We start from the raw sequence: 21,208 nt of genomic DNA on the forward strand, positions 1-21,208 counted from the left end.
CTCAGCGCGAAGACCGCGGGCAGGATCCACCAGGCCCCGCTGGCGGCGACGATGGCGTCGTTGATCAGGTCCACGGTCCCGCTCCCTTTGCCGTCCGGGTCCCCTGGCCGGGGCGGCCGCCCGGCGGCGGCCCTGCGCCCATTCTGGGCCCGGGGACGCGGCGCGCGGGCGTGCCCGGGGTCGGTTTCAGGGCCCGTTCCGGGTTCCCCCGGAGCCGGCCGCGGCCCGTGCTCCGGGACGCCCCGGAGCAGGTGCCGCTACGTCCCGGGCTCGGCGATGCGGTCGATGACGAGGCGGGCGGACGGGCGCGAGCCCTCGGGGGCGATGGTGGCCGCGCCCTCGAGCGCCTCGCGGGCCCGGGCGAAGCGCTCCGGGGTGTCGGTGAGGAGCGTCGCCAGCGGCTGCCCGCGCCGCACGGTGTCCCCCGGCTTCGCGTGCAGCAGCACCCCGGCGCCGGCCTGCACGGGGTCCTCCTTCCGGGCCCGGCCCGCGCCCAGCCGCCACGCGGCCACGCCGACGGCGAGGGCGTCGAGGCGGGTCAGGACGCCGTCGGCCTGCGCGTGGACGGTCTCGGTCTCGCGGGCCCGGGGCAGGGGCGCGTCCGGGTCGCCGCCCTGGGCGGCGACCATGCGCCGCCACACGTCCATGGCGCGGCCGTCCCGCAGGGCCGCGGCGGGGTCCGCGTCCGGCAGGCCGGCGGCGGCGAGCATCTCGCGCGCCAGGCGCACGGTGAGTTCGACGAGGTCCGCCGGTCCCCCGCCCGCGAGGACCTCGACGGACTCCGCGACCTCGATCGCGTTCCCGGCGGCCAGGCCCAGGGGCGTGTCCATGCCGGTGAGCAGCGCGACCGTGCGGACGCCGGCGTCGGTGCCGAGCGCGACCATCGTCTCCGCCAGCTCCCGGGCCGAGGCCTCGTCCTTCATGAACGCGCCGGTCCCGACCTTGACGTCCAGCACGAGCGCACCGGTGCCCTCGGCGATCTTCTTGCTCATGATCGAGGACGCGATCAGCGGGATGGACTCGACCGTCCCGGTGACGTCCCGCAGCGCGTAGAGCCTCCGGTCGGCGGGGGCGAGCCCGGCGCCGGCGGCGCAGACGACGGCCCCGACGTCGGAGAGCTGGCGCATCATGGCCGCGTTGTCGAGGTCGGCCCGCCAGCCGGGGATGGCCTCCATCTTGTCCAGCGTGCCCCCGGTGTGCCCGAGGCCGCGCCCCGACAGCTGCGGGACGGCCACGCCGAACGCCGCGACCAGCGGGGCCAGCGGCAGCGTGGTCTTGTCCCCGACGCCGCCCGTGGAGTGCTTGTCGACGGTGGCCCTCACGGAGCCGTCCGGCCCGCGCAGCCCGCCGAAGTCCAGGCGTTCCCCGGTCGCGATCATGGCCGCGGTCCAGCGCGCGGTCTCCGCCCGGTCCATGCCGTTGAGCAGGATGGCCATCGCGAGGGCGGCCATCTGCTCCTCGGCGACGGCGCCGCGCGTGTAGGCGTCGACGATCCAGTCGATCTGCGCCCCGGCGAGGGCGCCGCCGTCGCGCTTGGTGCGGATGATGTCGACGGCGTCGAACGCCTCGGTCGCCACGGTCACTGGGTCTCCTCCTGGTCGGTGCCGGCGCGGGACGCGCCCGCGTCCCGCAGGTCCTGGGGGCCGAACGCGTCGGGCAGCACCTCGTCGATCGTGCGGACGCCCGCGGTCGTCATCAGGTGCAGGACGGCGCCGCGGTGCTCGTAGAGCAGTTGCCGGCACCGCCCGCAGGGCATCAGCACGTTGCCCTCCCCGTCCACGCAGTGGAAGGCGCGCAGGCGGCCGCCCCCGCTGAGGTGGAGCTGGCCGACCAGCGTGCACTCGGCGCACAGCCCGAGCCCGTAGGAGGCGTTCTCGACGTTGCATCCCGTGACGAGCCGCCCGTCCTCTGTGAGGGCGGCCGCGCCGACCGGGAAGCGCGAGTACGGCGCGTAGGCGCCGCGCATGGCCTCCGTGGCCGCGGCGCGCAGACGCCGCCACTCGTCGGCCGTGGGCTCCCCCGCGGGCGCCGCCGTCGTGCCGTTCCGTTCCGCCATGCGTTACGCCTTCGTGTAGGGGGTGCCGTTGGCCGCCGGGGGCCGCGACCTGCCGACCAGGCCGGCCACGGCGAAGATGGTGACCACGTAGGGCAGCATCGCCATCAACTGGCTGGGGACGGCGGTGCCGGCCTGGGCCAGGACGTACTGCAGGTTCGTGGCGAACCCGAACAGGAGGGCCGCGAGGGCGGCCCCGACCGGGTTCCAGCGCCCGAAGATCATCGCGGCGAGGGCGATGAACCCGGCGCCGGCGGTCATGTCGCGGGTGAACTGGCTGACCGCCACGAGGGTGTAGTAGCTGCCGCCGAGCCCTGCCACTGCGCCGCCGAGCAGCACGTTGCGCACGCGGGTGCGGTTGACGTTGATGCCCAGCGTGTCGGCCGCCTTGGGGTGCTCGCCGACGGCGCGGACCCGCAGGCCCCACCGCGTCTTGTAGAGGCCGTACCAGGCCAGGGCCACGGCCGCGTACATGAGGTAGCCGAGCAGCGTCTGCCGGAACAGGATCGGCCCGAGCAGCGGGATCTCGGAGAGCAGCGGGATGGGCAGCTCCGGCAGCCGCGGCGGCGAGTTGAGCCCCGGCGCGTCCAGCACCGTCCCGAGCAGGAACGCGGTGAGGCCGGAGACCAGGACGTTGAGCACGACGCCCACGACGATCTGGTTGACCAGGTACTTGACCGAGAACACGGCGAGGAGCACGGACACCAGGGCGCCGCCGACGGCCGCGCTCAGCATGGCCGCGTAGACGTTGCCCGTGAGGGACCCGCCGACGGCGGCGGCGAACGCGCCGAGGAGCAGCTGGCCCTCGATGGCGATGTTGATGACGCCGGTGCGCTCGCACAGGACGCCGGAGAGCGACCCGAACACCATCGGCAGGGCGAGCGCGACCGACCCCGCGAGCAGCGTGATCAGCGAGATGTCCGGGTTGTTGGCGGAGCCGACCACCCACACGAGGAACCCGGCGATGAACAGCAGCCCGGCGGCGGCCGGCAGCCAACGCGGCAGGGCGCGGCCGCGCGCGGTCGCCCACCACGCGTAGCCGGCCGCGGCCGCCAGCAGGAGCGCGGTGGCCCAGCCGGCGGCGGCCGCCGGCACGGTCAGGGCCGGCAGCTGGAACCCGCCGCCCCGCGAGAGGCGGAACGTGGCGGCGCCCGCGGGGGCGAGGACGGCGAAGAGCACGACGGCGGCGAGTGCGGCGCCGGCGTAGCCCGCGACCGCCTTCCGCGCGCCGGCGGGCCGGACCGGGGACGGGGCGCCGGTCGTGCGGGACGTGGTGGCTTCGGTCGTCACAGTGAGCTCCCGGCGGTGAGGCTGCTGCCCTCGGGCGCCGCACCGGGCGCGGCCGGCCCGCGGCGGCGGCGCCCGCCCAGCCCGAAGACCGTGCGCACGAGCGGCGGGGCGGCGATGAACAGGACGATGAGGGACTGCACCACGAGCACGATGTCGACGGGCGTGCCGGTCTGCGACTGCATCGCCACTCCGCCGGCCCGGAACGCGCCGAACAGCAGCGCGGCCAGGACCACGCCGAGGGCCCGGGAACGGCCCAGGAGGGCGACGGTGATCGCGTCGAACCCGATGCTGCCCGCGATGCCGCCGACGACGACGAACTGGGTCCCGTTCACCTGGGCGGCCCCGGACAGGCCGGCCAGCGCCCCCGCCACGACCATGGCGACGACGACCGCGCGGCGCGTGTTGATGCCCGCGGTCCGGGCCGCCTCCGGGTTCGCGCCGGTCGCCTTCAGCCCGAAGCCGATGGTGGAGCGCTCCAGGAGCCACCAGACCCCCACGGCCGCGGCCAGCGCGACGAGCAGGCCCAGGTGGGTGCGGTAGTCGGGGCCGAACAGCGGCGGGTAGTGCGCGCTCTGCGCGATCTGGGGGCTGATCGGGTCGGACGACCCGGGCCGCTGCATGGCCGGGGTGCTCAGGGCCCAAGCCAGCAGGTAGACGGCCACGTAGTTGAGCATGATCGTCAGGATGACCTCGTGGGCGCCCGTGCGGGCCTTGATCCACCCCGCCAGCCCGCCCCAGACGGCGCCGCCCAGCAGCGCGGCCACCACGACGAGCAGCAGGTGCAGCGCCGCCGGCAGCTGCCAGGCGAACCCGACGTAGCCGGACAGTCCGGCCGCGATGAGGATCTGGCCCTGGGCGCCGATGTTGAACAGGCCCGCGCGGAAGGCCAGGGCCACGCCGAGGGACGCGGTGATCAGCGGGGTGGCCATGGTCAGCGTCTCGGTCAGCGGCCGCAGCATGTCCCCCGTCGCGTCCGCGCGGTAGTTGAGGATAGCGCCCCGGAACATCGCCGCGTACGCGTCGGCCCCGGCGCCCCAGGCCGCGGCGAGCGTATCGGCGGGCCGGGCGAAGAAGTAGCCGGCGGCCCGGCGGGTCTCCGGGTCCGTCGCCGCGATCAGGATCCCGCCCACGACGAGGGAGAGCACGATGGCCAGGACGGAGAGCGCCGCCGGCGAGTCGGCGGCCCGGCGGAGGGCGCCGCGGTCGGGCGTCGTGGGGCTCATGCGATGCCTCCCGGCAGGCTCGGTGGTTCCTCGGTCGTGTCCCCGCCGGCGTCCGCGACGGCGGCGAACGCCTCCTCCGCGGTCGCGCCGGCCATCATCAGGCCCAGCACGTCCCGGCTCGTGTGTCCGGGCACGACGCCCATCAGGCGGCCGTGGAACAGGACGGCGATGCGGTCGCCGAGCTCCACGACCTCGTCGAGCTCCGTCGAGACGATCAGCACCGGCGTGCCGCGGTCCCGCTCGGCGAGGATCCTGCGGTGGAGGAACTCGATGGAGCCGACGTCAACGCCCCGGGTGGGCTGGGCGGCGATGAACAGCTTCAGCGGCCGGGACAGTTCGCGCGCCAGGACGACCTTCTGCTGGTTGCCGCCCGAGAGCGTTCCCGCCGCCCGGTCGGGCGAGGGGGTGCGGATGTCGAAGTCCTCGACGAGGCGGGCCGCGTTGTCGGCGATCACGCGCCGGCGCAGTCCGAGCCCGCGGGCCACCGGTTCGCGGTCGTACCGGTTGAGGACGAGGTTGTCGGCGACCGAGAAGCCCGCCACCAGGCCGTCCGTGCTGCGGTCCTCCGGGACGTAGCCGACGCCGAGGTCGATGATCTCCTTGGTGGACCGCCCCGTCAGCTCCGTGCCCTCGAGCCGGATGGAACCGCCCGCCGGGGCCCGCAGTCCCATGACGGCCTCGACCAGCTCCGTCTGGCCGTTGCCCTGCACGCCGGCGACGGCCAGGATCTCGCCGGCCCGCACGTCGAGGTCGACCCCGTCGACGAGGGGCTGCCCGGACGCGTCGGCGACGCGCAGGCCGCGCACGGCGAGGGACTCCCGCGTGCCCTCGGCCGGCTCGCGGCCCAGGGCCAGGTCGACGGCGCGCCCGACCATGAGGGAGGCCAGCTCCGTGGCCGGCGCGTCGGGGTCCGCCGTGCCGACGACGCGGCCCCGCCGGATGACGGTGATGCGGTCGGAGACGGCCTTGACCTCCCGCAGCTTGTGGGAGATGAACACGACGGACGTGCCGCCGGCCTTGAGCTGGGCGATGATCCCGATGAGCTCGTCGGTCTCCTGCGGCGTCAGCACGGCCGTCGGCTCGTCGAGGATCAGCAGGTCGGCGTGGCGGACGAGGGCCTTGATGATCTCGACGCGCTGCTGCACGCCGACCGGCAGGTCGCCGACCGTCGCGTCGGGGTCCACCCGGAAGCCGTAGGCGTCGGAGATCTCGCGGATCCGGCGCCGCGTCTGGTCCAGGTCGAGGCGCCCGGCGAACCCCGTCGCCTCGGCGCCCAGGGCGACGTTCTCCGCGACGGTGAAGACGGGAACCAGCATGAAGTGCTGGTGCACCATCCCGATCCCGGCGGCCATGGCGTCGCGCGGCCCGCGGAACGCGACCGGCTTGCCGTCGACGAGGATCCGGCCCTCCGTCGGCTCGTAGAGCCCGTAGAGGACGTTCATCAGGGTCGACTTGCCGGCGCCGTTCTCGCCCAGCAGGCTGTGCACCTGGCCGGGCTCGACGACGAGGTCGATGTGGTCGTTGGCGACGAATCCGTCGAAGGACTTCGTGATGCCCTGCAGTTCGAGTCTCATGCGCGTCCCTCCGGGGCGGCGGGGCGCCGGCCGCGTGGCCGGCGCCCGTCCGCGGCTAGGAGCCGACCTCGATCTTCCCGTCGATGATGTCCTGCTTGATCTGGTCGAGTTCGCCCTGGAGCCCCTCGGGGACCTTGTCCTCGAAGTTGTGGAACGGGGCCAGCGACACCCCGCCGTTCTCGAGGGTGCCGACGTAGGCCTCGCTCTTGAACGAGCCCTCGACGTCCTGGGTGATGGACTCCTCGACGGTCCTGCCCATCTCCTTGATCACGGAGGTGAGGACCGCGTCCTCGCCGTTGTTGGCGTAGTCGAAGCCGTCGGTGTCGACCCAGACGACGGCGTCGTCGGGGCTCGGCGTCTCGTTGACGGCGTCCACGGCGGCCTGGCCGAGCGGGCCGGCCACCGGCATGATCACGTCGACCCCGTCCGCGAGCATGTTGTCGGTCAGCTGGCGGGCCTTGACCTGGTCGCTGAAGTTGCCGACGAAGGACTTGGAGTCCCCCCAGCCGACGACCTCGACGTCCTTGCCCTTGGCCTCGTTGTAGTGCTCGACGCCGTTCGTGAAGCCCTCCATGAAGACGGTGACGGTCGGGATCTCCGCCCCGCCCCACGTGCCGACCTTCCCGGACTTGGAGTAGGCGGCCGCCGCGTATCCGGCGAGGAAGGCGGCCTGGCCGGTCTCGTAGTTGAGGGTGCGCAGGTTGTCGGGCAGCTCCTCGTAGCCGAAGTCGACGATCGTGAAGTTGGTGTCCGGGTACTTCTGGGCGGCCTCGAGCGTCGCGTCGCCGATGTTGAAGCCGGCGGTGACGACCATGTCGCACCCCGCCGAGACCATGGACTCGATGTTCGGCTTCATCTCGGTGGCGGAGTTGGACTCGGCCTCGTTGACCTCGACGCCCAGGTTCCTCTCGGCCGCGAGCAGCCCCTCGTGCGAGGCCTGGTTGAACGAGCGGTCGTCGAAGCCGCCCTCGTCCGAGACCATGCAGGCCGTGTAGTCGATGCCCGGCGCCGCGGAGCCGCCCTCCTCCTCGGGGGCGGCGCCGCAGCCGGCCAGGACGAGCGCGCCGGCGGCCAGGAGTGCGGCGGGGGCGGCGGGGCGCAGCGGGTTGCGCAGTCGGTTCTTCAACGTGTCCTCCCAAGGGCAGTGGGGTGGAGCGCCGCCGGTGGCGGCGTCCGGCCGGGCGGCCGCGCGGCGGGGCCGGCGGACCACCGCTGTGATCGACCCCACCCTAGACGCTGGGGGCGCCGCCGACCAGCGGTTGACCGGGCTTGTTCGACGATCGTTGAATAGTTGTTACTTGCCGGTATCGCCCGCGGCCGGCCCGGAGTGCAGCTCCTCGATGGCGCGCAGGGCGGCGCCCGCCATGACCCGCACCCCGGTGCCGATGGCCCGCTCGTCGGGCACGTAGTCGCCGCGGTGCAGGTCGTAGGTTTCCCCGCCGGGGGTCCGCGTGCCGAGGCGCATCATCGAGCCGGGGATCCGGTTGGTCATCCAGGCGAAGTCCTCCCCGCCCATGGACTGCGGGGTCAGGACGATCGCGCCGGGGCCGAGTTCGGCGCGGGCCGCGTCCTCGATCAGGTCGGTCTCCGCCTCGGCGTTCATCACGGGCGGCACGCCGCGGATGTGCTCGAGCTTGATGTCGACGCCGTAGGGCACGGCCACCTGGCGGACGACCTCGTCGAGCAGCTCGCCCGCGTCCTTCCACGCCTCGCCGTCGAGGCAGCGCATGGTGCCGGACATGTACCCCGTCGCGGGGATCGCGTTGGGGGCCGAGCCGGCGTGGATCTGGCCCCAGACGACGGACACGGCGCTGCGCACGTCGATCCGCCGGCCGAGCACGGCGGGGACGCTGACGGCGATCTCGGCCAGCGCGAAGACCAGGTCCTCCGTCAGGTGCGGGCGGGACGTGTGCCCGCCCCGGCCCGTGAGCTCGATCTTGATGGTGTCGCTCGCGCTGGTGATCGCGCCGATGCGGGTGCCGACCATGCCGGCGTCGATCCTCGGCTCGCAGTGGAGCGCGAGGATGCGCGGCACGGGGTCGAGCACGCCCTGCTCGATCACCGACAACGCGCCGCCGGGCATGGTCTCCTCGGCGGGCTGGAAGACCACGCGAACCCGCCCGTTCAGCCGCCCCTCGTCGTGGAGGGACTTCAGCGTCAGCGCGACGCCGAGCATGACGGTGGTGTGCACGTCGTGCCCGCAGGCGTGGCAGACGCCCGTGCGCGTGGACTCGTAGTCCAGGTCCGTCTCCTCCAGGACCGGCAGGGCGTCGATGTCCGCGCGCAGGCCCAGGGCGATGGGCCCCTCCCCCACGTCGACGTAGGCGCCGGTGCGCTCGAGCCGGTGCGGCTGGAGCCCGGCCGCCTCGAGCCGCTGCACGATCCGGTCGGTCGTCCGGAACTCCTGGAACGACAGCTCGGGGTTCGCGTGGATGTCGCGCCGGAAGGCGACGAGGTCCCCCAGCAGCGGCTCGACCCAGGTCCCGAGGGTGGGAATGCCGGCCTGTGCATCGGTTGAAGCGCTCACAGGTCAAACCCTACGACGATTCGGTGCGATCCGGGACGGCCCCGAGCCTCCGGGCCCTCCGTGGCGCCGCTAGAGGACGTCGTCGTTGCCGGCGGCCTTGAGGGCCTCGACCGCCTTCTTCACGGACTGGGCGTGGTTCTTGGTGGTCACCAGCAGCGCGTCCGGCGTGTCGACGACGACGACGTCCTCGATCCCGATGAGGGCGATCACGCGCTTGCTGTCGGTGACGACGACGCCGGAGGCCTCGTCCGAGTAGACGCGGGCCCCGTCGCCGAGGACGGTGATCCGCCGGTCCTCCGTCGCCGGGTTGAGCCGGCCGATCGCGGCGAAGTCGCCGACGTCGTCCCACGTGAACGTGCCCGGCACCATGGCGACGTCGCCCGCGGCCGCGGCCGGCTCCGCGACGGCGTAGTCGATGGCGGTCTTCGGCAGGCCCGGCCACACCTCGGCGACGACGGCGTCGCGCTCCGGCGAGTCCCAGGCCTCCGCGATGCGCTGCAGGCCGGCGTGCAGGTCGGGCTCGTTGGCGGCCAGGTGCTCCAGCATCAGCTGCACGGGGGCCACGAACATGCCCGCGTTCCAGAGGTAGTCCCCGCTCGCCACGTAGCGGCGGGCCGTGTCCTCGTCGGGCTTCTCCACGAACTCGGCGACGGCCACGGCGTGGGGCGCCCCGTCGACGCGCAGCGCCTCGCCGGCGCGGATGTAGCCGAATCCGGTGGCCGGCACGGTGGGCCGGATGCCGATGGTGACGATCTTGCCGGTCGCCGCCGTCGCGATGGCCTCCCGCACCGCGTCCTGGAAGACCTCCACGGGCCCGATGACCTGGTCCGCCGCGAAGGAGCCCATGATCGTGTCCGGGTTGCGGCGGTGCAGGATCGCCGCGGCCAGCCCGATCGCGGCCGCGGAGTCCTTCGGCGAGTTCTCGAGCACGAGGTTCGCGTCGCACAGCTCCGGCAGCTGGTCCAGGACGGCGCTGCGGTGCACCTGCCCGGTCACGACCATGACGCGGTCCCCGGCCAGGGGGGCCAGGCGCTCGTACGTCGCCCGGATCAGCGTGCTGCCGGATCCGGTCAGGTCGTGCAGGAACTTCGGCGCGGCGGCCCGGGACAGCGGCCAGAGCCGCGTACCGGTCCCGCCGGCGGGAATGACGCCGTGGAAGCGCGCGAGAAGGTCGGGATGCATGCCTTTCAGGCTAATGGATGGTTCCCGGTCGGCCGCGCAGGCCAGCGCGCCATTTAGGACACATCCGCATGCCCCAATTACCGCGGAAATCCGGGGGTTCCGTGTCACATGCAACGCGCGGCGGTGACCCTACTCACAGCCCCCTGCGCGTTGATGGGGGCCCCGGGGGTCCGTAGTCTACGATTTGGCAGGAAGCGCACTCGCACCGGCGTCAATCCTTTGTGTGGAAGCCGCACAACGCCCCTGCTGTGCATGGAGGTAATTCAGTGTCGAAGACTTCGTCAGGCACCCTCTACCGCGGCCGTGAAGGCATGTGGTCGTGGGTGGGGCACCGCGTCACGGGTGTCGTGATCTTCTTTTTCCTTTTGGTCCACGTGCTGGACACCTCGCTCGTGCGGGTGTCCCCGGAGGCCTACAACGCCGTCATCGGCACCTACCAGAACCCGCTCATGGCGATCGGTGAGACCGGTCTCGTCGCCGCGATCATCTTCCACGCCTTCAACGGCCTGCGCGTGATCCTGGTGGACTTCTGGAAGTCCGGCCCCAAGTACCACCGCCAGATGCTCTGGGCCGTCGTCGTCCTGTGGATCGTGGCCACCGCCGGCTTCGCGATCCGCCACCTCACCCTCGCTCTCGGAGGCCACTAAGCCATGGCAACCACGGAATTCGTCGCCCCCCGCACCGGCCGCATCGACCCGAAGTACACCCGCTCCAAGTCCAAGGGCGGCAGCTTCGAAATGGCCGCGTGGCTGTTCATGCGCCTCTCCGGCGTCGTCCTGGTCGTCCTCATCTTCGGCCACCTGATCGCCAACCTGCTGGTGGGCGACGGCATCAACGGCCTCGACTTCGGGTTCGTCGCCGGCAAGTGGGCCGACCCGGTCTGGCAGTTCTGGGACCTGGCCATGCTGTGGCTGGCCATGCTGCACGGCACCAACGGCCTGCGCACGATCATCAGCGACTACGCCGAGAAGGACCGGACCCGCTTCTGGCTCAAGGCGGTGCTCTACATCGCCAGCGCCGTCATCATCGTGCTGGGCACCCTGGTCATCTTCACCTTCGACCCGTGCATCCCCGGGTCCACCCTCCCGGTCTGCCAGTAGCCGACGGCCGAGCAGCCGGACGAACCCCCGAAAAGAGAGCATCAAAGAATGCAGGTACACAAGTACGACGTAGTCATCGTCGGCGCCGGCGGCGCGGGCATGCGCGCGGCCATCGAGGCTGGCCAGCGCGCCCACACGGCCGTGCTCACGAAGCTCTACCCCACCCGCTCCCACACCGGCGCCGCCCAGGGCGGCATGTGCGCCGCCCTCGCGAACGTCGAGGAGGACAACTGGGAGTGGCACACCTTCGACACGATCAAGGGCGGCGACTACCTCGTTGACCAGGACGCGGCCGAGGTGATGGCCAAGGAGGCCATCGACGCGGTCCTCGACCTCGAGAAGATGGGCCTGCCCTTCAACCGCACGCCGGAGGGCAAGATCGACCAGCGCCGCTTCGGCGGCCACACCCGCGACCACGGCAAGGCCCCGGTCCGCCGCGCCTGCTACGCGGCCGACCGCACCGGCCACATGATCCTGCAGACGCTGTACCAGAACTGCGTCAAGCACAACGTCGAGTTCTACAACGAGTACTACGTGCTGGACCTGCTCACCGTCGAGGAGGACGCGACCCGCGAGGACGGCACCCCGTTCAAGCAGAAGCGCGTCGCCGGCGTGGTCTCCTACGACCTGGCCACCGGCGAGCTGCACGTCTTCCAGGCCAAGTCCGTCGTCTTCGCCTCCGGCGGCGCCGGCAAGGTCTTCAAGACGACCTCCAACGCCCACACCCTCACCGGCGACGGCATGGGCATCGCATTCCGCCGCGGCATCCCGCTGGAGGACATGGAGTTCGTGCAGTTCCACCCGACCGGCCTCGCCGGCCTGGGCATCCTGCTCTCCGAGGCCGCGCGCGGCGAGGGCGGCATCCTGCGCAACTCCGAGGGCGAGCGCTTCATGGAGCGCTACGCCCCGACCATCAAGGACCTGGCCCCGCGCGACATCGTCGCCCGGTCCATGGCCAACGAGGTGCGCGAGGGCCGCGGCTGCGGCCCGAACAAGGACTACGTCCTGCTGGACCTGACCCACCTCGAGCCGGCGCACATCGACGCCAAGCTCCCGGACATCACCGAGTTCGCCCGCACCTACCTGGGCGTCGAGCCCTACACGGAGCCGGTCCCGGTGTTCCCCACCGCCCACTACGTGATGGGCGGCGTGCCGACCAACATCCAGGGCGAGGTCCTCCAGGACAACGACACGGTCGTCCCCGGCCTGTACGCGGCCGGCGAGGTCGCGTGCGTCTCCGTGCACGGGTCGAACCGCCTCGGCACCAACTCCCTGCTGGACATCAACGTGTTCGGCAAGCGCTCCGGCATCTACGCGGCCGAGTACGCGAAGACCGCGGACTGGGTCGAGATCCCGGAGAACCCGATGGCCGAGACCGAGCAGCTGCTCGACATCGTGCGCACCGGCAGCGGCACGGAGCGCGTCGCGCAGATCCGCAAGGAGCTGCAGGACACGATGGACGCGAACATGCAGGTCTTCCGCACCGGGGAGACCATCATGAAGGCGCTGTCGGACATCAAGTCCCTGCGCGAGCGCTACGCCAACATCAGCATCCAGGACAAGGGCAAGCGCTTCAACCTGGACCTGCTCGAGGCCGTCGAGCTCGGCTTCCTGCTGGACCTCGCCGAGGTCATGTCCGTCTCCGCCCTGCACCGCCACGAGTCCCGCGGCGGCCACTTCCGGGAGGACTTCCCGGACCGCGACGACGCGAACTTCATGAAGCACTCCATGGTCTACAAGGACGAGTCGGCCGAGATGGAGGGCATCCAGGGCATCCGCTTCGACACGAAGCCGGTTGTCTTCACCCGTTACCAGCCGATGGAGCGTAAGTACTAATGAGCAGCGAAACCACCGAGCCCGCCTCGAAGATCGACCTCGGCGCAGCCGGCGGGGGCGGCGGGGAGATCCCGCAGTTCGACATCACCCTGCGCGTCCGCCGCTACAACCCGGAGGTCTCCGACGAGCACCACTGGGAGGACTACCAGCTGACGATGTACGGCACGGACCGCGTGCTGGACGCCCTGCACAAGGTCAAGTGGGACATCGACGGCTCGCTGTCGTTCCGCCGCTCCTGCGCCCACGGCGTCTGCGGCTCCGACGCAATGCGCATCAACGGCCGCAACCGCCTGGCCTGCAAGACGCTGCTGAAGGACCTGGACACGTCCAAGCCCATCACGGTCGAGGCCATCAAGGGCCTTCCGGTCGAGAAGGACCTGATCGTGGACATGGAGCCGTTCTTCCAGTCCTACCGCGAGGTCATGCCGTTCCTGATCTCCAAGGGCCACGAGCCTTCGAAGGAGCGCTACCAGTCCCCCGAGGACCGCGAGCGCTACGACGACACGACCAAGTGCATCCTGTGCGCCGCGTGCACGTCGTCCTGCCCGGTCTTCTGGACCGACGGCCAGTACTTCGGCCCGGCCGCGATCGTCAACGCGCACCGCTTCATCTTCGACTCGCGCGACGAGGGCGGCGACATGCGCCTGGAGATCCTCAACGACAAGGAGGGCGTCTGGCGCTGCCGGACCACCTTCAACTGCACCGAGGCGTGCCCCCGCGGCATCCAGGTCACGCAGGCCATCGCCGAGGTCAAGCAGGCCATCCTGGCCCGCTCCGTCTAGGGCGAGCCCGAGCGCCGGAGGGCGCCGCTGCATTCCGCAGCGGCGCCCTCCGCGCGTTAACGCGGCCCGGCCCCGCGCGGCTTGGCCGCTAGGCTGGAGCGGCAGCGTCCCCCACGAAAGAGGAGCCATGCCCCGGGAGAAGTTCACGTTCACCAGCGCCACCGGCCACGAGCTGGCCGCCGTCCTCGACCTGCCCGACGGCGAGGCCAAGGGCGCCGGGGTCTTCTCGCACGGCTTCACGCTCGGCAAGGACTCCCTGGCGGCCGCCCGGATCTGCCGCACGCTCGCGGACGAGGGCATCGCGATGCTCCGCTTCGACAACCTGGGCCTGGGCGACTCGCAGGGCTCCTTCGGCGAGGGCTCGTTCAGCCTGAAGGTCCAGGACACGGTCCGCGCGGCCCGGGCCCTCGCCGAGCACGGGCACGAGCCCGACCTGCTGGTCGGCCACTCGCTCGGCGGCGCGGCGGTGCTGGCGGCCGCGGCGGAGATCGGCCCCCGCGCCATCGCCACGATCGGGGCGCCCTACTCCCCCGGCCATCTGCGGCACACGATCGAGGGGCTGCTGGAGGAGATCGAGGCCGAGGGCAGCGCGGAGCTCGTCGTCGGCCCGCGGCGGCTGGAGATCACGCAGGAGTTCGTCCGGGACCTCGAGGGACACGACGTCACCGGCTGCATCCGCCACCTCGACGCCGCCCTGCTGGTCATGCACGCGCCGACCGACAACACGGTGGGCATCGAGAACGCCGGCCGGATCTTCCAGGACGCGAAGCACCCCAAGTCGTTCTTCAGCCTCGACCGCGCCGACCACCTGCTGACGCAGCGCGTCCACGGCGTGCGGGCCGGGAGGATGATCGCCGCGTGGGCGGAGCAGTACCTCAGGGACGCGGAGTAGCGGCCCCGAGCGGCACGTCCTCGCCGAGGGACCACAGGCCCTGGGCGTCGTGGCGGAACAGCCCGATCGAGGAGACCGTGAACGACGCGCTGAACCCGTCCAGCGCGGCCAGGGCGTGGTCCATGCCCGCCTCCGTCACGTCCTGGGCGAGCGTCAGGTGCGGGTGGTAGTCGAAGCCCGACTCGTGCTCCACGGGCCCGCCCCGCAGGTCGGCGTGCAGCCCGACGCACTCGTCCCAGCCCTCGTCGACCCGCAGGTAGACGACCGGCGAGACCGGGCGGAACGTCCCGGTGCCGCGCAGGGTCAGCCGGAACGGCCTCCGCCGGGCGGCCACGGCCCGGGCGTGCTCCGCCGCGGCGTCCCAGCCCCCGGGCGCGGTCCCGGTGACCAGCGTGATGTGCGGGGGGACGACGGCGGCGAGCGGGTCGCCGAACGACGCGCGCCAGCCGCCCAGCTCCGCGCTGAGCCCCTCCGGGAGGCCGATGACGATACCCAGGCTCTGGCGCGCCCCGTTGCCGGGGACGCCGCCGTCGCGCTCCGCCCCGCCCGCCATGGGACTAGCGGTCCCCGGCCCGCTCGGCGCCCTGGAGGACGCCCGCCGGCGCCGGGGCGGGCGGCAGGAACCCGATGGCGTCGTAGACGTCGCGCAGCGTGGCGGCCGCGGTCTCGCGGGCCTTCGCGGCGCCCCGGGCCAGCAGCCGGTCCAGCTCGGCCGGATCGTCCAGGAGCTCGAAGGTGCGCGTGCGGATCGGCTCGAGCCGCGCGACGACGGCGTCGGCGACGTCGACCTTGAGGTGTCCGTACATCTTGCCCTCGTAGTCGGCGACGAGCGAGTCGATCGGACGCCCCGTGACGGTGGAGAGGATCTCGAGCAGGTTCGACACGCCGGGCTTGGCCTCGCGGTCGTAGGCGACGACGGTGTCCGCGTCCGTCACGGCGGACTTGATGCGCTTGGCGACGGTCTTGGGCGCGTCCAGCACGTTGATCAGCCCGTTCGGGCTCTCCGCGGACTTGGACATCTTCCGCGTGGGCTCCTGCAGGTCGTAGATCCGGGCGCCGCCCTGCTGGATCAGGGCCTCGGGAACCCGGAACACCTCGCCGAAGCGGTGGTTGAAGCGCTGCGCCAGGTTCCGCGCCAGCTCGACGTGCTGCCGCTGGTCGTCCCCGACCGGGACCCCGTGCGGCTGGTAGAGCAGGATGTCCGCCGCCATGAGCACCGGGTACGTGAACAGGCCGACGCTGGCGGAGTCCTGGCCGCCCTTGGCGGACTTGTCCTTGAACTGCGTCATCCGGGAGGCCTCCCCGAAGCCGGTCAGGCAGTTCAGGACCCAGGCCAGCTGCGCGTGCTCGGGCACGTGGGACTGGACGAACAGCGTCGCCCGCTCCACGTCGATGCCGCCCGCGATGTACTGCGCGGCGGTCCGCCGCGTGCGCTCGCGCAGGCCGGCCGGGTCGTGCGCGACCGTGATGGCGTGCATGTCCGGGATGAAGAAGTAGGCGTCGTACTCGTCGAGCGTGCGCACCCAGTTCACCAGCGCGCCGAGGTAGTTGCCCAGGTGCAGCGAGTCCGCGGAGGGCTGCATCCCGGACAGGACTCGGGGGCGGTGGACGGCGGGGGTCTCGGTCATGGCGGTCATCCTAGAACTGGTAGTCGACCACGAGCGGCGCGTGGTCGGAGAAGCGGGTGTCGTACGTGGCGGCGCGGTCCACGGTGGCGTTGCGGGCCAGGGCGCTCAGGCCCGGCGTGGCCATGTGGTAGTCGATGCGCCAGCCGGCGTCGTTGTCGAACGCCTTGCCGCGCCAGGACCACCACGTGTACGGGCCGTCGACGTCGCCGGCGAGCTCGCGCGCGACGTCCCGGTAGCCGATCTCCTCGCCGAAGAAGCGGTCGAAGTAGGCGCGTTCCTCCGGCAGGAACCCCGCCCGCTTGACGTTGCCCTTCCAGTTCTTGATGTCGCGCGTGGTGTGCCCGACGTTCAGGTCGCCGACCACCAGGACGTGGTCGTTCGCGCTGGCGAGGGCGGGCAGCCGCTCGCACATGGTGTCCAGGAAGCGGTACTTGTCGACCTGCTTCGGGGTGTCGACCTCTCCCGAGTGCACGTACGCGCTGGCGACGGTCAGGGTCTGGCCGCCGACGACGGCGAAGTCCGCCTCGACCCAGCGGCCGGACGTGGTGAAGTACTCGTCGCCGATGTGGTCCCGGGTGGCCGTGGGCTCGGCGCGGGAGGCGACGGCGACGCCGGCGCGGCCCTTGGCCTCCGCCTCCGCGTGCAGGACGTGCCACTCCTCGCCGAGCAGCTGGCGGACGACGGCATCGGGGGCCCGCACCTCCTGGAGGCAGAGGACGTCGACGTCGCGGGCCGCGAGCCACTCCCCCATGCCGCGCTTGTAGGCGGCGCGGATGCCGTTCACGTTGACGGAGGCGACGCGCAGGGCGCCGGGGGCTTTCGGGGCGGTGTCGGGTGCGTGCATCACCCGTCCAACCTTACCGAAACGCCGCGCGCGGCGCGGCGCGCGCGACTAGTCGATGACCTCGCCGCTGAGCGGCCCCTGGCCGCCGGAGGGGCGCATCATCTCGCGGGCGTTGTGGGCCGTGATCTCGATGGTCTCCACGGCGCGGTCGACCATCCCCCGGGACTCCTCCCCGGGCTGGCCCAGGTGCTCGCGGATGACGCCGGCCTGGACCTGGACGATCTTGAACGAGTGGTCGAGCTTCAGGTCGCGCGTGCGCGTGGCCTCGTCGACCACGACGGTCTCGGCCCCGCTGCCTGCCCGGGGCGCGAGCCCGGCGGTGGCCTGGCGCAGCCGGTCCTCGACGCGGCGGGCGCTGCGCCGCAGGCCGAACACCAGGAACGCGGAGATCAGCAGCCATCCCAGGGAAACGATGACCACGAGCCAGCCGATGACGTCGTTCTCGTTGGCCGCGAAAACGACGGCGACGAGGAACACCGTGACCATGACGGCCATCGAGAGGGTGCTGGCCTTGAGCGTGATCTTCTTTTCCTGCAGGGAGCTGCCAAGCGGTTGCATGGGATCCATTCTCCCAGATGCGCGGGGCGCCGCGGACCGCCGCCCGGCCTGCCGGGGGGGCCTACCAGCTCACGAGGCAGAACGGGTGGCGCTGCGGATCCAGGTAGACGCGGTAGTTCTGCCCGCCCGTGTTCATCGACACCGCGCCGAGCTTCAGGACCTCCTCCTCGGCCAGGTCCAGGTCCTCGACGCGGATGTCCAGGTGGGCCTGCTGCGGGTGGAGGTGGCCGGGCCACTCCGGGGGCACGTAGTTCTCGACCTTCTGGAAGGCGATCGCAGGCCGGTCGGGGGCGTCGCCGATGGTGATCCAGCCGTCCTCGTCGTGCTGGACGCGCACCATGCCCAACACCTGCTCGTAGAAGGCCGCCAGCTCCTCCGTGTCCTCGCAGTCCAAGACCACGGCGTGCCATGTGCCGATCATCGCTCACTCCTCGTGCGCATCGTTTCCGGGCAGGGTTCAGACTACCGGCTACTTCATGAACAGCGCCCGCAGCCGCACGGTGGCCAGCACGGTCCCGAGGCCCGCCATGAGCGCGAAGTAGAGCACGTGCACCGCCGTCGCCGCGGTGAAGTGCCCCACCGAGAGCTGGCGCAGCAACTCGACCGCGTGCCAGAGCGGCAGGGCCTGGATCAGCCACTGGACGGGCTCCGGGTAGACGCCCAGCGGGAAGAACGTGGCGGAGAACAGGAACATGGGCAGCATCACGAAGTTGACCCATTCCATCTGCTGGAACGTCTTCATGAACGAGGTGATCCCCATGCCGATGGCCGCGAAGCCGAACGCGACCAGGACGGAGGCCGGCACCATCAGCAGGGCCCAGGGCGAGGCCAGGAGCCCGAGGGCGCCGATGACGGCCGTGAAGCCGGTCGCGTAGAGCAGCCCGCGCAGCAGGGCCAGGGTGATCTCCCCCAGCGCGACGTCGAGCGGGCCCAGCGAGGTGTTGAGCATCGTTTGGTACAGCTTCGCGTAGTTCATCTTGAAGAAGACGTTCCAGGTGGCGTCGTAGACGGCCCCGTTCATGGCGGACACGGCCAGCAGGGCCGGGGCGATGTAGGCCGCGTACTCCACCGGCTGCCCGCCCGGGCCCTCGACCGTGCCGACCAGCGCCCCCAGGCCGAGGCCCATGGAGAGCAGGTAGAGGACGGGCTCGAAGAAGCCGGACACGGTCACGGCCCACGTGCTCGTCCGGGTCGCGGCCAGTCCGCGGCCGATGACGGCGCGGGCGTTGCGGGCGTAGAGCCCGGCCAGGGGGCGCCGGCCGCCGGGCCCGCGGCGGGGCACGCCGTCGTCGGCCTCCGGACGCGGACGCGCGCCGTGGGGCGCGACGGGACGGGACGCGGGTTCCATCGCGTCAGCCCGCCAGCCTGCGGGCATAGGCCCACCGGGCCACGGCGAGCGCGCCCACGGCCAGGGCGGCCAGGTACGCGACGTGGACGGCCAGCAGCCACGGCGGCACGGCGAGCCCGTAGGTGAGGGCCCGGCCGAGCTGGGTGCCGTGCCAGACGGGCGAGACCCAGCCGATCCACTGCAGGTAGCCGGGCAGGACGGACAGGGGGAAGAACGTCCCCGAGAACAGGAAGAGCGGCATGACGACGAAGCGCTGCACCATGGCGAACTGGCCCCGCTCCTCCCGGATCCGGGCCGCGTAGGCCATGAGCGGGATCCCGAACGCCAGGCCGGCGAGGGTCGCGACCGGAACGGAGAGCCACGCCCAGGCGCTCGGGGCGGCCCCGAACGCGGCAACGATCGCCAGGTAGGCGGCGCTCTGGAGGGTCAGCCGGATGGCGACGGCGAGCACGTGGCCCTGGCAGATCTGGTGCGGCGTGAGCGGCGTGGCGAGGGGCCCGTAGTACACCCGGCGCCACTTGAACCCGACCATCACGGGGTAGGAGAACTCCTCCGAGGCCCCCACCACGGCCCCGGAGACCAGGAGGGCGGGGACGATGAACTGCAGGTAGTCGACGCCGTCGAACGACGCGGGGCCGCGGTTCGCGTCGACGAGCGACGCCAGCCCCACCCCCATGGCGAGCAGGTAGAGCAGCGGGCTGCCGACGGCGTAGGCGACGATGACCCCGAGGTAGCTGCGCATCTGGCGCAGGATCAGCTCCGCCGCGTACCACGTGCCCCAGCGCCTGGCGCGGGCCGCGCTGGTCTGCGGATCGTGGGCGCGCAGCCCCGACGCGGCGAGGCGCCGGCCCGCCTCGTCCGCGGCCGCGCGGACCCCGGCCGGCCGGGGCGCGCCGGGCGGCTCCGCACCGCTAGTCAACGAGGCTCCGTCCGGTCAGCCGCAGGAACACGTCCTCCAGGGAGGAGCGGCGCACCAGCGACGTCAGCGGGGAGAGCCCGCGCGCGGCCACGGCCTCGAGCGCGGCCTCGCCGTCGTGCGCGTAGACCAGCACGCGGTCCGGCAGGGTCTCCACGCGTTCCCCGATCCCCTCTAGCACGGCCGCCGTGTCCGCATTGCGGGTGGCCCCGAAGCGCAGCTCCAGCACCTCGCGCGTGGAGTACCTCCGGATGAGCTCCGCGGGCGACCCCTCGGCCATGATGCGCCCGTGGTCGACGACGATCAGGCGGTCGCACAGCTGCTCCGCCTCGTCCATGTAGTGCGTGGTCAGGACGAGCGTCACGCCCCGCTCCTTGAGCCTGAACAGGCGGTCCCACAGGATGTGCCGGGCCTGCGGGTCGAGTCCGGTCGTGGGTTCGTCCAGGAGCAGGATCCGCGGATCGTTGACGAGGGAGCGGGCGATGGTCAGCCGGCGCTTCATGCCGCCGGAGAGGTCGTCGACGCGCGCCCGGGCCTTCTCGGTCAGCTGGGCGAACTCGAGCAGCTCGTCGGCCTTGGGGCGCAGGAAGGACAACGGCAGGCCGAAGTAGCGCCCGTAGACGATGAGGTTGTCCCGCACGCGCAGGTCCTCGTCGAGGTTGTCCTGCTGCGGGACGACGCCGAGGTGCGCGCGGACCTCCGGACCGTGGGTCTCGGGGTCCAGGCCCATGATCGTCAGCCGCCCGCCGCTGCGTTCGGAGACGCCGCCGATCATGCGCATGGTGGTGGATTTGCCCGCCCCGTTCGGGCCCAACAGGCCGAACGACCCGCCGGCCGGGACATCGAAGGAGATGGAGTCGACCGCCGTGAGTTCCCCGTAGCGCTTCGAGAGGCCGCGCGCGGAAATGACGGCGGGGCTCCCGCCTGTGGTCTCGGACACGCACACACCCTAGGCCGCCAGACCGATTGACACAACGCAATCGGTACCGGTCCGCGGCCCGGGTCTACTGTCCTGCCTGCACCGGGGTGATGCTGTCGGCCACGAGCCCGTGGGCCTCCCGGTGGACCGTCTCCGCGGCCTCCGCGCTCGGCGCCTCGCAGAGGCAGAAGACCTTGCCGCTGCCCTCGTCGAACCAGTACTTCAGGTACTTGACCCCGTGCTCCTCCTGCACGGCAAGGCCCCCCGATGAGCCTCCGCGACGGCCTCAGCCGTCAGCCCATCGACATGCTCGTGGACATCCATGTACAGCCCCATCGCCTTGCCTTCCGCTCGTGGGACAGTCCCCACCTCGGCCCCCTGCGGCCGGCCGGACCCCCCCGTGTGGGTCAGGTATAGATCCCCCGGGTGCGGCAGTCAAGGGCAGAGCGCCGGTCCCGGCAGCGGGGGGGGGGGGGGGGGGGGGGGGGGAGCCGGCCCGCGGGCATCTGACCCACACTGGGGGTAGGCCCAGGTTT

At 72.2% G+C, this 21,208-nt stretch carries 22 protein-coding genes; 5 read left to right on the forward strand and 17 right to left on the reverse strand.

Annotated features, from left to right (window positions below):
- Positions 1 to 257: 257 nt before the first annotated feature.
- The 8 genes from AC1Q5D_RS05395 to AC1Q5D_RS05430 all read right to left on the reverse strand — a co-directional run bounded on the left by AC1Q5D_RS05395 (position 258) and on the right by AC1Q5D_RS05430 (position 9,849).
- Positions 258 to 1,577, reverse strand: coding sequence for a thymidine phosphorylase (locus AC1Q5D_RS05395; RefSeq protein ID WP_481737717.1), 1,320 nt, complete (start codon positions 1,575 to 1,577; stop codon positions 258 to 260).
- A gap of 2 nt (positions 1,578 to 1,579) precedes the next feature.
- Positions 1,580 to 2,056, reverse strand: a complete 477-nt coding sequence (locus AC1Q5D_RS05400; RefSeq protein WP_481737547.1) for a cytidine deaminase — start codon at positions 2,054 to 2,056, stop codon at positions 1,580 to 1,582.
- Positions 2,057 to 2,059: 3 nt separating this feature from the next.
- Entirely contained in the window at positions 2,060 to 3,343 is a 1,284-nt protein-coding gene (locus AC1Q5D_RS05405) for an ABC transporter permease (RefSeq protein WP_481737548.1), read from the reverse strand.
- The gene (locus tag AC1Q5D_RS05410) at positions 3,340 to 4,566 is read right to left on the reverse strand and encodes an ABC transporter permease (protein WP_481737549.1); all 1,227 of its coding nucleotides are present in this window, start codon (positions 4,564 to 4,566) and stop codon (positions 3,340 to 3,342) included. The genes AC1Q5D_RS05405 and AC1Q5D_RS05410 overlap by 4 nt, the downstream gene beginning before the upstream one ends.
- Complete coding sequence (locus AC1Q5D_RS05415; RefSeq protein ID WP_481737550.1) at positions 4,563 to 6,140, reverse strand: ABC transporter ATP-binding protein; 1,578 nt, start codon at positions 6,138 to 6,140, stop codon at positions 4,563 to 4,565. The genes AC1Q5D_RS05410 and AC1Q5D_RS05415 overlap by 4 nt, the downstream gene beginning before the upstream one ends.
- A 55-nt stretch (positions 6,141 to 6,195) precedes the next feature.
- Positions 6,196 to 7,266, reverse strand: a complete 1,071-nt coding sequence (locus AC1Q5D_RS05420) for a BMP family lipoprotein (protein ID WP_481737551.1) — start codon at positions 7,264 to 7,266, stop codon at positions 6,196 to 6,198.
- A 168-nt stretch (positions 7,267 to 7,434) separates the two neighbouring features.
- Positions 7,435 to 8,667 (reverse strand): amidohydrolase, encoded by a 1,233-nt coding sequence (locus AC1Q5D_RS05425; RefSeq protein ID WP_481737552.1) that lies wholly within the window; start codon positions 8,665 to 8,667, stop codon positions 7,435 to 7,437.
- Positions 8,668 to 8,736: 69 nt separating this feature from the next.
- Entirely contained in the window at positions 8,737 to 9,849 is a 1,113-nt protein-coding gene (locus AC1Q5D_RS05430) for a mannose-1-phosphate guanylyltransferase (protein ID WP_481737553.1), read from the reverse strand.
- A gap of 266 nt (positions 9,850 to 10,115) precedes the next feature.
- On the opposite strand from AC1Q5D_RS05430, the gene sdhC reads away from it, so the two are divergent.
- The 5 genes from sdhC to AC1Q5D_RS05455 all read left to right on the forward strand — a co-directional run bounded on the left by sdhC (position 10,116) and on the right by AC1Q5D_RS05455 (position 14,459).
- Complete coding sequence (gene sdhC, locus AC1Q5D_RS05435; RefSeq protein ID WP_481737554.1) at positions 10,116 to 10,496, forward strand: succinate dehydrogenase, cytochrome b556 subunit; 381 nt, start codon at positions 10,116 to 10,118, stop codon at positions 10,494 to 10,496.
- A 3-nt stretch (positions 10,497 to 10,499) separates the two neighbouring features.
- Positions 10,500 to 10,949 (forward strand): succinate dehydrogenase hydrophobic membrane anchor subunit, encoded by a 450-nt coding sequence (locus AC1Q5D_RS05440; protein WP_481737555.1) that lies wholly within the window; start codon positions 10,500 to 10,502, stop codon positions 10,947 to 10,949.
- Positions 10,950 to 10,997: 48 nt separating this feature from the next.
- A complete protein-coding gene (gene sdhA, locus AC1Q5D_RS05445; RefSeq protein WP_481737556.1) occupies positions 10,998 to 12,785 on the forward strand; it encodes a succinate dehydrogenase flavoprotein subunit in 1,788 nt (595 codons plus the stop codon).
- Positions 12,785 to 13,567, forward strand: coding sequence for a succinate dehydrogenase iron-sulfur subunit (locus tag AC1Q5D_RS05450; RefSeq protein WP_481737557.1), 783 nt, complete (start codon positions 12,785 to 12,787; stop codon positions 13,565 to 13,567). Before sdhA ends, AC1Q5D_RS05450 begins: the two co-directional genes overlap by 1 nt.
- 127 nt (positions 13,568 to 13,694) lie before the next feature.
- A complete protein-coding gene (locus AC1Q5D_RS05455) occupies positions 13,695 to 14,459 on the forward strand; it encodes an alpha/beta hydrolase family protein (protein ID WP_481737558.1) in 765 nt (254 codons plus the stop codon).
- On the opposite strand, the gene AC1Q5D_RS05460 is transcribed toward AC1Q5D_RS05455, so the two are convergent.
- The 9 genes from AC1Q5D_RS05460 to AC1Q5D_RS05500 form a co-directional block, all read right to left on the reverse strand.
- Complete coding sequence (locus tag AC1Q5D_RS05460) at positions 14,443 to 15,012, reverse strand: 2'-5' RNA ligase family protein (RefSeq protein WP_481737559.1); 570 nt, start codon at positions 15,010 to 15,012, stop codon at positions 14,443 to 14,445. The genes AC1Q5D_RS05455 and AC1Q5D_RS05460 overlap by 17 nt on opposite strands.
- A 4-nt stretch (positions 15,013 to 15,016) precedes the next feature.
- Complete coding sequence (trpS, locus tag AC1Q5D_RS05465) at positions 15,017 to 16,087, reverse strand: tryptophan--tRNA ligase (protein WP_481737560.1); 1,071 nt, start codon at positions 16,085 to 16,087, stop codon at positions 15,017 to 15,019.
- 10 nt (positions 16,088 to 16,097) lie between these two features.
- Positions 16,098 to 16,931, reverse strand: coding sequence for an exodeoxyribonuclease III (locus tag AC1Q5D_RS05470; protein WP_481737561.1), 834 nt, complete (start codon positions 16,929 to 16,931; stop codon positions 16,098 to 16,100).
- 48 nt (positions 16,932 to 16,979) lie between these two features.
- Positions 16,980 to 17,489 (reverse strand): hypothetical protein, encoded by a 510-nt coding sequence (locus AC1Q5D_RS05475; RefSeq protein ID WP_481737562.1) that lies wholly within the window; start codon positions 17,487 to 17,489, stop codon positions 16,980 to 16,982.
- A 61-nt stretch (positions 17,490 to 17,550) separates the two neighbouring features.
- A complete protein-coding gene (locus tag AC1Q5D_RS05480; protein WP_481737563.1) occupies positions 17,551 to 17,910 on the reverse strand; it encodes a VOC family protein in 360 nt (119 codons plus the stop codon).
- 48 nt (positions 17,911 to 17,958) lie between these two features.
- Positions 17,959 to 18,837, reverse strand: coding sequence for an ABC transporter permease (locus AC1Q5D_RS05485; RefSeq protein ID WP_481737564.1), 879 nt, complete (start codon positions 18,835 to 18,837; stop codon positions 17,959 to 17,961).
- A 4-nt stretch (positions 18,838 to 18,841) separates the two neighbouring features.
- The gene (locus AC1Q5D_RS05490) at positions 18,842 to 19,756 is read right to left on the reverse strand and encodes an ABC transporter permease (RefSeq protein ID WP_481737565.1); all 915 of its coding nucleotides are present in this window, start codon (positions 19,754 to 19,756) and stop codon (positions 18,842 to 18,844) included.
- Positions 19,749 to 20,693: an ABC transporter ATP-binding protein gene (locus AC1Q5D_RS05495; protein ID WP_481737566.1), complete on the reverse strand. Its 945-nt coding sequence runs from the start codon at positions 20,691 to 20,693 to the stop codon at positions 19,749 to 19,751. The genes AC1Q5D_RS05490 and AC1Q5D_RS05495 overlap by 8 nt, the downstream gene beginning before the upstream one ends.
- Before the next feature lie 64 nt (positions 20,694 to 20,757).
- On the reverse strand, positions 20,758 to 20,925 hold the full coding sequence (locus AC1Q5D_RS05500; RefSeq protein ID WP_481737567.1) for a nickel-binding protein: 168 nt from the start codon (positions 20,923 to 20,925) through the stop codon (positions 20,758 to 20,760).
- Between the last annotated feature and the right edge of the window lie 283 nt (positions 20,926 to 21,208).

It is taken from the genome of Arthrobacter paludis (genome assembly GCF_056782315.1).